Annotated in this window: 9 protein-coding genes and 2 pseudogenes; 10 read left to right on the top strand and 1 reads right to left on the bottom strand. The window is 71.9% G+C overall.

Annotated elements, in window-relative coordinates:
- Positions 1-211: 211 nt before the first annotated feature.
- From MQH10_RS09255 to MQH10_RS09265, 3 genes are all read left to right on the top strand, one after another.
- Positions 212-1,003: a LysR substrate-binding domain-containing protein gene (locus MQH10_RS09255; protein ID WP_242563774.1), complete on the top strand. Its 792-nt coding sequence runs from the start codon at positions 212-214 to the stop codon at positions 1,001-1,003.
- A 14-nt stretch (positions 1,004-1,017) separates the two neighbouring features.
- A complete protein-coding gene (locus MQH10_RS09260) occupies positions 1,018-1,677 on the top strand; it encodes a glutathione S-transferase family protein (protein ID WP_242563775.1) in 660 nt (219 codons plus the stop codon).
- Between the two features lie 91 nt (positions 1,678-1,768).
- Entirely contained in the window at positions 1,769-2,914 is a 1,146-nt protein-coding gene (locus tag MQH10_RS09265; protein WP_242563776.1) for an MFS transporter, read from the top strand.
- Here the strand turns inward: MQH10_RS09265 and zapE are convergent.
- Positions 2,911-4,025 (bottom strand): annotated as a pseudogene (zapE, locus tag MQH10_RS09270) (cell division protein ZapE). The gene MQH10_RS09265 and the pseudogene zapE overlap by 4 nt on opposite strands.
- A 91-nt stretch (positions 4,026-4,116) precedes the next feature.
- Between zapE and tsaE the strand changes: the two are divergent.
- The 7 genes and pseudogenes from tsaE (at position 4,117) to trxA (ending at position 13,227) form a co-directional block, all read left to right on the top strand.
- Positions 4,117-4,577, top strand: a pseudogene (gene tsaE, locus MQH10_RS09275) (tRNA (adenosine(37)-N6)-threonylcarbamoyltransferase complex ATPase subunit type 1 TsaE).
- Positions 4,561-5,652 (top strand): N-acetylmuramate/N-acetylglucosamine kinase AmgK, encoded by a 1,092-nt coding sequence (gene amgK / locus MQH10_RS09280; protein ID WP_419720759.1) that lies wholly within the window; start codon positions 4,561-4,563, stop codon positions 5,650-5,652. Before tsaE ends, amgK begins: the two are co-directional and overlap by 17 nt.
- Entirely contained in the window at positions 5,649-6,368 is a 720-nt protein-coding gene (locus tag MQH10_RS09285; RefSeq protein WP_242563778.1) for a nucleotidyltransferase family protein, read from the top strand. Before amgK ends, MQH10_RS09285 begins: the two co-directional genes overlap by 4 nt.
- Entirely contained in the window at positions 6,365-9,361 is a 2,997-nt protein-coding gene (gene addB, locus MQH10_RS09290) for a double-strand break repair protein AddB (RefSeq protein ID WP_242563779.1), read from the top strand. Before MQH10_RS09285 ends, addB begins: the two co-directional genes overlap by 4 nt.
- The gene (gene addA, locus MQH10_RS09295) at positions 9,358-12,144 is read left to right on the top strand and encodes a double-strand break repair helicase AddA (RefSeq protein ID WP_336605069.1); all 2,787 of its coding nucleotides are present in this window, start codon (positions 9,358-9,360) and stop codon (positions 12,142-12,144) included. The genes addB and addA overlap by 4 nt, the downstream gene beginning before the upstream one ends.
- Complete coding sequence (locus tag MQH10_RS26780; protein ID WP_336605070.1) at positions 12,071-12,823, top strand: PD-(D/E)XK nuclease family protein; 753 nt, start codon at positions 12,071-12,073, stop codon at positions 12,821-12,823. Before addA ends, MQH10_RS26780 begins: the two co-directional genes overlap by 74 nt.
- 80 nt (positions 12,824-12,903) lie before the next feature.
- Positions 12,904-13,227 carry a thioredoxin gene (gene trxA / locus MQH10_RS09300; RefSeq protein ID WP_242563780.1) on the top strand — a complete coding sequence of 108 codons (324 nt, stop codon included), beginning with the start codon at positions 12,904-12,906 and terminating at the stop codon, positions 13,225-13,227.
- The last annotated feature ends 12 nt before the right edge of the window (positions 13,228-13,239 follow it).

A 13,239-nucleotide genomic window follows, 5' to 3' on the forward strand; every position in this document is an offset into this window, starting at 1 on the left:
CGCGGCCATACTTCGCCCCAAGCGAAGACTGCGCGCGGCCAATGTCCATGACAATGCGCATTTGCTATATGGAGCCTTCGCGGGAGGCGAAGATGCGCTTTGACCTGACCGATCTGCGGCTGTTCAGCGACGTGGTCGAGGCGGGCTCCATCACCCATGGCGCCGAGCGCAGCCGCCTGGCGCTCGCCGCGCGTCGGCGCGGATCCGCGGCATGGAGGACGAGATCGGCGCCGCCCTGCTGGTCCGGGGCCGGGGCGGGGTCACGCCCACGGCGGCCGGCCGCACCCTGGTCAAGCATGCCCGCGCCATGCTGGAGCAGGCCGCGCGCCTGCGCGAGGACCTCGACGCCTACACCAAGGGGGTGTCCGGCGAGGTGCGGATCCTGGCCAACACCAACGCCTCGACCGAATTCCTGCCCGAGGCCCTGTCCGGCTTCCTGGCCGAGCACCCCAATGTGCGGATCGACCTGGAGGAGCGGCTCTCCGACGAGATCGTCGGGCTGATCGCCGAGGGCGTGGCCGATATCGGCATCGTTGCCGGCACGGTGGATGTCGGCCCCCTGGAGACCTATCCGTTCCGGTCGGACCGCTTCGTGGTGGTGACCCCCAGGGCCCACCCCCTGGCGGGTCAGGCGCGGGTGGATTTCGCCCAGGTGCTGGGCTTCGACTTCGTGGGGCTGGACCGCTCCAGCGCCCTGCAGCGGTTCCTGGCCGGCAAGGCCGCGCGCCTGGGCCGCAGCCTGATCCTGCGGGTGCAGCTGCGCAGCTTCGACGCCGTCTGCCGGTTGGTGGAGGCGGGCGTCGGCATCGGGATCGTGCCCCACACCACCGCCGCCCGGGTCGCCGGCACGGTGGGCCTAAGCGTGGTCGAGCTGAACGACGACTGGGCGGTGCGCGACCTGACCCTCGTGGTCCGCAACCTCGACGCCCTGCGCCCGTTCGCCCGCGACCTGGTCGAAAGTCTTCGCAGTCCTCCGGCCGCCGCGCGCGCCGTCAATCCCTAACCCCGGAGCCGCCCATGACGCTCACCCTCTACGGCCACCCCTTCTCGTCCTACACCTGGAAGGCCCTGATCCCGCTCTATGAGAACGGGACCGCCTTCGAGTTCGCGAACGTCGATCCCGCCAACCCCGATGGGATGCCCCAGCTGCTGAAGCTCTGGCCGCTCGGCAAGTTTCCGGTCCTGGTCGACGGCGACCGGACGATCCTGGAATCCTCGACCCTCATCGAGCACCTGCAGATCCATCACCCCGGCCCGGTCCGGCTGATCCCCGCCGATCCGGACGCCGCGATCGAGGTCCGCATGCTCGACCGGATCTTCGACAACCATGTCATGGGCCAGATGCAGCGGCGGGTGAACGATGCCCTCCTGCCGCCCGAGCGCCGTGACGCCGCCCTGGCCGCCGACGTGAACGCCCAGCTCGACAAGATCTACGCCTGGCTCGACGCCTGGCTGGAGGGCCGCGACTGGGCCGCGGACGGACAATTCAGTCTGGCCGACTGCGCCGCCGCCCCGGCCCTCTTCTACGCCGACTGGGTCCATCAGATCGGGGCGGGGTTCGCCAACCTGCGGGCCTATCGCGCCCGCCTGCTGGCCCGGCCCTCGATCGTCCGGGTCGTGGACGAGGCCCGGCCCTATCGTCACTACTTCCCGCTCGGGGCCCCCGACCGCGACTGAGGTGCGCAGACGCCCCGCCTGCTGGATGACAGGGCGGGCCGCCTCCCCTACCCTGGCCGGCGAAGCCGAGACCGCCGGCCAGGAACGACGCATGGCCTATCTCGGCAACCGCACCGTCAATCTCGTCAATCTGCACTACGCCCTGCACACGCTCGCCATGTCGCTGGGCGGGGTGTTCTTCGCCGTCTACCTCCTGCAGGCGGGGCTGTCGGTCGCCGCCGTGCTCTGCGCCATGGCCCTGATCCTGTTCGGCCGTTTCCTGATGCGGCCCCTGGTCCTGCCGATCGGCAAGCGCATCGGCCTGCGCGGGGTGCTGATCACCGGCAGCCTGTTCTCAGCCGTACAGTATCTGCTGCTGGCCCAGGTCCACGGGGTCGGGCCCATGCTGGTCGCCACCCTGGTCGTCTCCTCGGTGGGCGAGACCCTCTACTGGACCAGTTACCACGCCTATTTCGCCGTCATGGGCGACGCCGAGCATCGCGGCCACCAGGTCAGCGCCCGCGAGGCGGTGGCCCGCGCCGTGGAGATCACCGGCCCGGTGCTTGGCGGCTGGCTGCTGACCACCCACGGCCCGTTCTGGGCCTTCGGCCTCGCCGCGGTCGCCCAGGGCCTGGCCGCCCTGCCCCTGCTCGGAACCCCCAAGGTCGAGGTGCCCCCGGCCGCGCCCGGCGTCCTGGCCGCGGCCCGGCTGGGAGTCGCCTTGTTCGCCTCCGACGGCTGGATCGCCTCAGGCTTCTACTGGGTCTGGCAGATCACCCTGTTCCAGGGGCTGGGCCGCAGCTTCACGGCCTATGGCGGGGCCATGGCGCTGGCCGCGACCGCCGGCGCGGTCCTGGGCCTGGCGCTCGGCCGCCACATTGACGCCGGCCATGGCCGCCGCGCGGTCTGGGTGGCGTTCATCGCGCTCACCGTGACCTTGTTCGCCCGGGCCGGGGCGACGACGCCGGCGCTCGCGCTGGCGGCCAACGCCATGGGCGCCCTGGTCACCTGCCTGCACACGCCGACCCTGATGACCGCGGTCTACAACCTCTCCAAGGCCTCGCCCTGCACGCTTCGCTTCCACATGGCGACGGAAGGCGGGTTCGACCTGGGCTGCGGCCTGGGCTGCTTCACCGCCGCCGGCCTGCTCGCGCTCGGCGTTCCCCTGAACCACACCCTGCTGATCTCGCTGGGCGGCGCGGTGGCGACGCTGCTGATGCTGCGGGGCTACTACGCGCGCCAGCCCGCGATCGCTTAGTCCGCCTCGGCCAGCCAGTCGGCCGAACGCATCTCCTGCAGGCGCGAGGCCGTGCGCTCGAATTCGAAGGCGCCGTCGCCCTCCGGATAAAGCTTGTCCGGATCGGCCTCGGCCAGGACGATCAGCTTGGTCTTGGCCTCATAGAGGGCGTCGATCAGGATCACCAATCTGCGCGCCTCCTCCCGCCGGTTGGCGGTCAGCTTCGGCAGATCTTCCAGGAAAATCGTGTGGAACCGGGCGCGATCGCCACATAGTCGTTGGGGCCGAGCGCCACGGCGCAGAGGCTCATGAAGCTCGCCCGCACCATGCCGCCGGCGGCGTGCGGCAGGTGGATCTTGCGGCCCAGCACCTCGACGGTCTCGCCGACCTCCTCGGCCCCGTCCAGCAGGTCGCGCCACAGGGCCAGGAAGCTGCGTTGATTGTCGGGATCGGAGGGCGAGAACCAGGTCCCCGCAGCCCGCAGGCGGTCGAGGCGGTAGTCATGGCCGCCGGCCACGCTCACCACCTCCATCTTCGTCTTCAGCAGGTCGATGAAGGGGACGAAGAGCTGGCGGTTGATGCCGTTCTTGTAGAGCTCGTCGGGGACCCGGTTGGAGGTCGCCACCAGGGTCAGGCCGCGGGCGAACAGGGCCTCGAACAGCCGGCCGAGAATCATGGCGTCGGCGATGTCGGTGACCTGGAATTCGTCGAAGCACAGCAGCCGGCTCTCGGCGATCACCACGTCGGCGACGGGCGCGATGGGGTCGTCGCCCTTGTGCTGGCCGAACCGGGCCTTGCGGGCGGCAGCGTCGCCCTTGCGCCAGGCGTCGATCAGCCGGTGGATCTCGCCCATGAACACATGGAAGTGGACCCGGCGCTTCTTGGCCACCGGGGCCATCTCGAAGAACAGGTCCATCAGCATGGACTTGCCGCGCCCCACCGGCCCCCAGAGATAGACGCCTCTCTGGCCCTCGGGCTTGCGGAAGAAGGCGGAGAATCCCGACGGCTCGGCCTGGGCGAGGTCGTCCTCCAGGCGCACGAGCGCCTTCAGGCCCTGAGCCTGGGCGGGATCGGGGCGCAGGGCGCCGGAGGCCAGTCGGGCCTGATAGGCGGCGTTGAGCGGGGAGGCCATGGCCCCGCCTAACCCGGACGGGCGCAATTCTCAATCGCGCGCTTGCCCGCGCCCCCTTGCCCCGGCCGGGCGCCAAGGGCATGTTCGACGCATGACGACCGCCGCCCCACTTGAGTTGCGCCTCGCCGACGAGGCCGCGACCAGGCCCTGGGCGCGACCCTGGCGCGGGCGCTCAGGCCCGGTTCGGCCATCTGCCTCTCGGGCCCCCTGGGCGCCGGCAAGTCGACCCTGGCCCGGGCCCTGATCCGCACCCTGACCACGCCCGACGAGGACGTGCCCAGCCCGACCTTCACCCTGGTTCAGTTCTACGAGGGCAAAGACTTCCCTGTCGCCCACTTCGACCTCTACCGCCTGACCTCGCCTGACGAGGCCTACGAGATCGGGCTGGACGAGGCGCTGGAGGACGGGGCGGCCCTGATCGAATGGCCGCAAAGGCTGGAAGGCCAGCTGCCGGCCGACCGACTTGATATAGACATTGCGCTCGACGGGGAGGCGCGCCGGGCGCGGCTCGTGCCCCATGGCGTCTGGAGGGATCTTGAGCTCGGATCGTGAGACCCTGAAGGCCGGGTTCCTGGCCGCCCACGGCCTGGCCGACGCGCGCCGCCAACCCCTGGCCGGCGACGCCTCCACGCGGGCCTATGAGCGGCTCTATCCCGCGGCGGGCGGCAGCCTGATCTTCATGGACCAGCCGCCCAGCGCCGAGACGCAACCCTGCACGCCCGCCATGACCCCGGCCGAGCGCCAGGCCGCAGGCTATAATGCGCTGGCCCGCCTGGCCGCCGGTCGGGTCGACGCCTTCGTCACCGTCGCCGCCTGGTTGAAGGCGCAGGGCCTGTCGGCGCCGGCCATCCTCGCCCAGGACGCCGCCAACGGCCTGGCGGTGCTGGAAGACCTGGGCGACGGCCTGTTCGCCAGCCTGATCCTGGAGGGCCAGGATGAGGCCCCGCTCTATGACGCCGCCATCGAGGCCCTGGTCCGCCTGCACGAGGCGACCGCGCCCCCGGTGCTGGAGCATGACGGTCTGGCCTGGCCCCTGCTCGACTATGACGCCGTGGCGCTGAAGACCGCCGGCGACCTGTTGCCGGAATGGCTGCCCAAGCTGAAGACCGAGCTCGCCTTCACAGCCGAAGCCGTCGCCCAGTGGGACGCGATCTGGGCGCCGATCATCGCGCGCGGGGCGGCCGGCGCCAGCGTCTTCTGCCACCGCGACTATCACGCCGAGAACCTGATCTGGCTGCCGGACCGGACAGGGCCCGCCCGGGTGGGTCTGCTGGACTTCCAGGACGCAGTGCGCGCCCATCCCGCCTGGGACATGTCCATGCTGTTGCACGACGCCCGGCGCGACGTGACGCCGGAGCGGGAGGCCGCGTCGCTCGACCGCTATTTCGCCCTGCGCCCGGACCTCGACCGCGAGGCGTTCCTGGCCGACTATCACGCGCTGGGCGCGCTCAATATCAGCCGCATCCTGGGCATCTTCGCCCGGCTGGTGTTCCGGGACGGCAAGCCGCGCTACGCCGCCTTCATGCCGAGGCTCTGGGGCTATCTGGATCTCTGCCTCGCCGATCCGTCGCTTGCGGACCTCAAGGCCTGGTTCGACGCCCATGTGCCGGCGGAGTCCCGCCAATGACGACGCCCGGGCCGAAGATCGCCATGGTGCTGGCCGCCGGCATCGGCTCGCGCATGCGCCCGCTCACCGACGACCGCCCCAAGGCCCTGGTCGAGGTGGCCGGCAAACCGCTGATCGACCATGTGCTGGACCGCCTGGCCGAGGCCGGGGTCCAGACCGCCATCGTCAATGTCCACCACTTCGCCGACCAGATGGAGGCGCACCTCGCCAAGCGGACGGCCGCGCCGAAAATCGTCATCTCCGACGAGCGCGCCGGCCTGCTGGACTCCGGCGGGGGCATCAAGGCCGCCCGCCATCTGATCGGCGAGGACCCGATCCTGGTGGCCAATATCGATTCGCTCTGGGTGGGCGGCGAGACCCCGCCGCTGGAGGCCATGAAACGGGCCTGGGATCCGGAGCGCATGGACATGCTGCTGCTGCTGGTCCCCCGTGACCAGGGCATCGGGCTGGAAGGCCCCCGCGGCTTCCGCATGGACGCCGAGGGCCGCATCACCCACATGGCCGATGACGCCAATCCCGCGCCGCTCGCCAATATCGGCTTCCAGATCATGAAGCCCCAGCTGCTGGACGATCAGCCGGACGGGCCCTTCTCCATCCTGCCGCTTTGGTGGCGGCTGCAGGACGAGGGCCGCATCTATGGCGTGGTGATGGACGCCTTCTGGCTGCACGTCGGCGACCCCAAGGCGCGGGAGGCCGCGGAAGCGCGGCTGACGTGAGCCCGCGCCCCCTGCTCACCGGACCGGCCCCGCGCTGGTTCAGCATCCCGGCGCACCGTCCCTTCGTGCAGGACCTCGCCCAGGGGCTCTATGACGCCCTGGCCCCGCTGGGCCCCGAAACCCTGTCCCAGGCCGTGGTGCTCACCCCCACCCGGCGCGGCGCCCGGTCCCTGGCCGACGCCTTTGTGGCCGCCGGCGGCGGGCGCGCCGTCCTGCCCCCACAGATCCGCCCGCTGGGCGACCTCGACGAGGGCGAGCCGCCCTTCGAGCCCGGTGACCTGGCCGTCGACCTGCCGGCCGCCATCGCTCCCCTGCGTCGCCGGTTCGAGCTGATTGCACTGGTCAAGACCCACGAGGGCGCGCTCGGCCGCGACCTCGACGCCCCCGCCGCCCTGGAGCTGGCCGATGCGCTGGGCGCCTTCCTCGACAGCCTGCAGATCGAGGAGGTCTCGGCCGACAAGGGCCTGGCCGACCTGGTCGAGGCCGACTTGGCCGAGCACTGGAAGATCTCCCGCGAATTCCTGGAGATGGCGCTGGACGAATGGCCAAGGCGGCTCGCGGCCCTGGGTCTGGTGGATGTCAGCGCCCGCCGCGTGGCCCTGCTGAGGTCCCTAGCCGAGAAGTGGCGGATCGATCCGCCCAAGGGCGTGCTGATCGCCGCCGGCTCCACCGGCACCGCGCCCGCCACCGCCGACCTCCTGGCGGTCATCGCCCAGGCGCCCCAAGGGGCCGTGGTCCTGCCCGGCCTCGACGACGCCCTGGCCGATTCCGCCTGGGCCCAGGTCGGCGAGCAGCATCCGCAAGGCGCCATGAAGCGGCTGCTGACCCGCGCCGGCCTGACCCGCGATGACGTCCGCACCTGGCCGGCCTCCGAGAGCTTCAAGAGCCAGGGCCGCTGGCGTCGCCGGGTGATCAACGAGGCCCTGCGCCCGGCCGAGGCCACCGCCGACTGGCTGACCGCCATCGCCGCCCTGCGCGAGGAGGGTCAGGTCGACGGGGTCGATCCGATCGCCGAGGGGCTGAAGGGCCTCTCGATCCTCACCGCCCGCACCGAGGACGAGGCCGCCACGGTCGCCGCCCTGCTGCTGCGCGAGGCGCTGGAGGTTCCCGGCCGCACGGCCGCCCTGGTGGCCCCCGACCAGAACCTCGCCCGCCGGGTCGCCGCCAAGCTGGCCCGATGGGGCGTCGGCGCCGATAGCTCCGCCGGCCAGGCCCTGGCCGGCGCCCCCTGCGGGGTGCTGGCCGGACTGGTCGGCCGCGCCCTGGTCGATCCCCTCGACCCCGTCACCCTGTTGGCCATCCTCAAGCACCCCCTGGTGCGGCTGGGGCTCGCGCCCGAGGACCTGGCGCAGGCCCGCACCCTGTTGGAGCTCAAGGTCCTGCGCGGGCCCCGACGCACCGTCTGGACCGAGCTGGAGGACCGTTGCCCGGCTGAAGCCCGTGAGCTGCTCGACCGCCTGAAGGCCGCCCTTGGGCCGGTGCTCGGGATCGCCGAGGGCCCGCCGGCCGACGCTGCCCGGGCGCTGGCCATGACCCTGGAAGGCCTCGCCGCCGACGCCATGGGCGCAACAGGCGCCCTGTGGTCCGGCCATGAGGGCGAGGCCCTGGCCCGTCTGCTCGCCGGCCTGATCGAGGACTCCGCCGGTCTGCCAGAGACGACCGCCCGCAGCTTCGCCGAACTGGTCCAGCGCCTGATGGCCGGCGAGACCGTGCGCACCGGCGGGGCCACCCATCCGCGCCTGCGCATCCTCGGCGCCATCGAGGCCCGTCTGACCCGCGCCGACCGGCTGATCGTGGCGGGGCTGGAGGAAGGCGTCTGGCCCCAGGGCGCGCCCATCGATCCCTTCCTGTCCCGGCCCATGCGCACGCGGCTCGGCCTGCCGCCGCCGGAGCGCCGGGTCGGCCTGGCCGCCCACGACTTCGCCCAGGCCGCCTGCGCCGCCGAGGTGGTGCTGCTGCACACCGAGCGCCGCGAGGGCGGGCCGGCGGTCAAATCCCGCTGGCTCTGGCGGCTGGAGACCCTCGCCCGTGGCGCGGCGGTCACGATCGCCGGCCGTCCCGAGGTGCTGGAATGGGCCCGGTCTCTGGACGCGCCCGAGGGCTACAGGCCCGCCAAGCGCCCGGCGCCGACTCCGCCGCTGGGCGATCGGCCGCGCCAGATGGCCGTGACCCGGGTCGAGGCCCTGACCCGTGACCCCTACGCCGTCTGGGCGCGCGACATCCTGCGGTTCTACCCCCTGCAGCGACCAGACGAGCAGATCGATTCCCGCGCCCGCGGCACGGCCATCCACTCCGCCTTCGAGCAGTTCGCCAAGGCCTATCCCGGCCCGGTCCCGGCGGACGGGGCGGCGATCTTCGAAGGACTTTATCTCGCGGCCCTCCGCCAGGAGGGCATGCCCGAGGAGTCCCTGGCCCGTGAGACGGCCTTGGCCCGGGAAGCCGCCGAATGGGTGATGGGCCTGGAGCGCGAGCGCCGCGCCGACGGCCGCGCGATCCATGTCGAACTGGAAGGCCGCCATGTGCTGGATCTGCCCGGCGGGGCCTTCACCGTCACCGCCAAGGCCGACCGCATCGAGATCGACCCCAAGGGCTTCGGCCACATCCTCGACTACAAGACCGGCGCCGCCCCGTCCGAGAAACAGGTCCGCACCGGCTTCTCGCCCCAGCTGACCCTGACCGCGGCGATCCTGACCCATGGCGGGTTCAAGGGCCTCGGCTATCCCAGCCCCGGCGACCTGACCTATCTGGAGGTCACCGGCCGCAAGCCCGCCGGCCGGGTCGAGACCCGCGCCCACGCCGGCGAAGAGAGCGAAGAGGCCGCCATCAAGGCGCTTGAGGGCCTGGCGCTCCTGATCAACCGCTATGACGATCCGGCCCAGCCCTACGCCTCGCGCACCGCCCCGCAGTTCGTGAAGACCTACGCCAGCGACTACGACCACCTGGCCCGGGTGTTCGAATGGTCGGCCAGCGGCGAGGACGGGGACGGCGAATGAGCGACCCGCAGCGCATCGCCGCCGATCCCGGCCTATCGGTCTTCGTCACCGCCAACGCCGGATCGGGCAAGACCAAGACCCTGATCGACCGGGTCGCCCGGCTGCTGCTGGCCGGCGCCGAGCCCGAGACCATCCTGTGCGTGACCTACACCAAGGCCGCCGCGGCCGAGATGCAGCGCCGCCTGTTCGGCCTGCTCGGCGACTGGTCGGTCTATGACGACGCCCGCCTCAGCGCCCGGCTCGCCGAGCTGGAGGGTCGCGAGGTCGAAAGCTATGACCGCGAGCGCCTGTCCGCCGCCCGCGCCCTGTTCGCCCGCGCGCTGGAGACCCCCGGCGGGCTGAAGATCCAGACCATCCACGCCTTCTGCGAAAAGCTGCTGCGGCGCTTCCCCCTGGAGGCGGGGGTGTCGCCGGGCTTCCGGGTGATGGACGACGCCGCCAGCGCCGCCGTGGCCGCCGCCGCCCGCAAGGCGGTCGCCCGCCACGCCCTGAAGGGCGAGGGCGCGGTCGCAGAGGCCTATGCCCGGTTCTCCGTCGCGCTCGACTATCAGAGCTTCCAATCGATGTTCGCCGCCTTCGAGGCCCAGCGCGGACGGCTGACCGCCTATCTCGAGGCCCAGGGCGGGTTCGCCGGCGCCGTGGCCGATGTCTGGCGGGTCTGCGGCTTCGACCAGGCGGAGGATCCGCAGGTCCTGCTGACCGAGGCCATGGCCGATCTGGACCGCGGCCTGTGGCGGGCCGCCGCCCAGTTGCTCAGCGAGGGCGGCAAGCAGGACCAGACCAATTCCGCCAAGCTGGCCAAGGTCGCCGCCAATCCGGATGCGACCTTTGACGAGGCCGTCGGGGCCCTGTTCACCCAGGCCGGCACGCCGGCGACCTGGGTCGCCAAGACCTCGGGCCTGAAGTCGCGGGAGGACTTGCGCGAAGGCCTGCTGGCCGAGCAGGACCGGCTGGCCGCCGCGCGCGAACGCGCCGCCAGCGCCAGCGTCGCCTGGGACACGGCCTATGCGCTCGCACTGGCCGACGCCTATCTGACCGCCTACCGGTTCGAGAAGGCGGCGGTGGGCGGGCTCGACTTCGCCGACCTGATCGAGAAAACCCGCGACCTCACCGCGCTTCGGCCCCAGGCCGCCTGGGTGCTCTACAAGCTCGACGGCGGCATCGCCCACATGCTGGTCGACGAAGCCCAGGACACGGCCCCCGACCAGTGGGCGATCGTGCGCGCCCTGGCCGGCGAGTTCTTCTCGGGCGAGGGCCTGCCGACCCGAGGCGGCCTGACCCGCAACATGTTCGTGGTCGGCGACGAGAAGCAGTCGATCTATTCCTTCCAGGGCGCGGCGCCGGAGATCCTGATCCAGGAGTTCGAGCACCACCGCGACCGCGCGGCCGGCGCCGGCCAGAGGTTCGAGCGGGTCGATCTGCTGGCCTCCTGGCGCTCGACGCCGGAGGTGCTGAAGTTCGTCGACGCCGCCTTCGCCGCGCCGGAACGGGCCGCCGCCATCCTGCCCCGCCAGGGCGCCGGAGGCGATCCGGAGCCGATCCTGCACGAGGCCATGCGCAAGACCGACGCCGGCTGCGTCGATCTCTGGCCGCTCGAACGCGAGGTTCCCGGCGAGGACCGCGAGGCCTGGGACGCGCCGCTGGACCAGGTCGCCGAGACCTCCGCCAACCGCCGCCTGGCCGAGCGCATCGCCGGCGAGATCGCCGCCCTGATCGCCCGGGGCGATGCGGTGTTCGACAAGGACCGCCGGGTCTGGCGGCCCGCGACCCCCGGCGACGTGCTGATCCTGGTCCGCCGACGAAAGGCGCTGTTCGAGGAGATCCTGCGGGCGCTTAAGCGTCGCGAAATCCCGGTGGCCGGCGCCGACCGGCTGGCGCTCTCCGAGCACATCCTGTTCGACGACCTGCTGGCTCTGGCCCGCTTCGTCCAGTTCCCCGACGACGACCTGACCCTCGCGGCCCTGCTCAAGAGCCCCTTCTGCGACATCGACGACGACAGCCTCTATGCGCTCGCCTTCGGGCGCGGGAAGACGCCGCTCTGGACCCGGCTCACCGATCGCGCGGACGAGCGGCCGGAATGGGGCGAGGCGCTGGCCTTCCTGACCCTGGCGCGGAGCGAGGCCGCCAGGCGGCGGCCGTTCGAGTTCTATTCCCACCTGCTGGGGGCCCGCGACGGGGCCGGCCGCACCCAGCGCGCGCGGATCCTGCGCCGGCTGGGGGCCGAGGCCCAGGATGCGCTGGACGAGTTCCTGGCCCAGGTGCTGGCCGCCGAGCAGCGGGGGATCGAGGACCTGGAGAGCCTGGCCGCCGCCCTGGTCAGCCTCGACATCATGGTCAAGCGCGAGCTGGAGGCCGGCCGCGACGAGGTGCGGGTCATGACCGCCCACGGCGCCAAGGGGCTGGAGGCGCCGATCGTCTTCCTGCCGGAGACGACGCTCAGCCGCACCGCCCGCGGCTCGCCGCTCCTGGAGACCGAGGCAGGAGGTTTCCTGTGGTCGTCCTCGACCAAGGCCGACGGCCCGGCCGCGGCGGCCGCCCGCGAACGCCGGGCGCGCAAGGACGAGGAGGAGGCCTTCCGCCTGCTCTATGTGGCGCTGACCCGCGCCCGCGACCGGCTGGTGCTCTGCGGCCGCATCGCCTCCAACGCCAAGGAGGAGACGCTGAAGGGCTGGTGGCGGGCGCTGAACGACGCCATGGCCCATCCCGACATTGCGCCCCAGGTGCGCCCGGTCCGCTCGGGCGAGATGGAATTCCAGCGGTTCGGCCGACCCCAGAACCCTTGATCGCCCGACCGCCTCCGGCGAGGCTGTCGCGCCCGCGCCAGCCTGGACCTCGGAGCCCGCGGCCCAGGAAGCCTTCGCCCGCTACGCTTCGCCCTCGGATCTGGGAGAGGACGCCGTCGCTCCCGCCGCCTCGCCCCTGGCCCGATCTCGGGGCCTGGGCCGGTTCCGGCGCGGCGAACTGATTCACCGCCTGCTGCAGGTGCTGCCCGACCTGGAGCCCGCCGGCCGCGAGGCGGCGGCACGGCGCATGCTGGCCCGCGAGCCCGACCTCGCCCCCGACCAGGCCGACGAGATGATCGCCGCGGCCATGGGCGTGCTGAACGACGACCGATTCGCCGAGGTGTTCGGTCCGGGTTCCCGCGCCGAGGTGGCGGTGGCCGGAACCGCGGCCGCCCTGCCCCCGGGCCTGGCCATTTCCGGCCGGCTGGACCGGCTGGTGGTGCTGCCCGACCGGGTGCTGGTGGCCGACTTCAAGACCAACCGTCCGTCCCCGGACCGCATCGAGGCCGCTGATCCCGCCTATCTGCGCCAGATGGCGCTCTATGCCGGGGTGCTGGCCGATGTGTTCCCCGGGCGCGCGATCGAGGCGGCCCTGGTGTGGACCGACGGGCCCAAGCTGATGCCCATCCCAGAAATACTCATCGCCGAAACCCTTGCGGAGCTTGGTCGTAACGGTTGATACGGGGATATGGGCCGCCCATATGGCGGAGCGAAACACGCCCGCCGCGCGTTGCGGATCGGCGTCAAAGGGAGCTTTAGATGAGCACCGTAGCGGTCACCGACGAGTCCTTCGAGAAGGACGTCCTCCAATCCGGCAAGCCTGTGCTGGTCGACTTCTGGGCCGAATGGTGCGGCCCCTGCAAGCAGATCGCCCCGGCCCTGGAGCAGATCGCCGCCGAGCTGGGCGCCCAGGTCACCGTGGCCAAGCTGAACATTGAAGAATCGCCGACCACCCCTTCGCGCTACGGCGTGCGCGGCATCCCGACCATGATGCTGTTCAAGGATGGCCAGATGACCTCGATGAAGGTCGGCGCCATGCCCAAGCAGAAGATCGTCGAATGGCTGAACGAAGCCGGGATCTGACCCGGCTCGTCT

The sequence above is a fragment of the Phenylobacterium aquaticum genome (assembly GCF_022695515.1).
GTDB lineage: Bacteria > Pseudomonadota > Alphaproteobacteria > Caulobacterales > Caulobacteraceae > Phenylobacterium > Phenylobacterium aquaticum.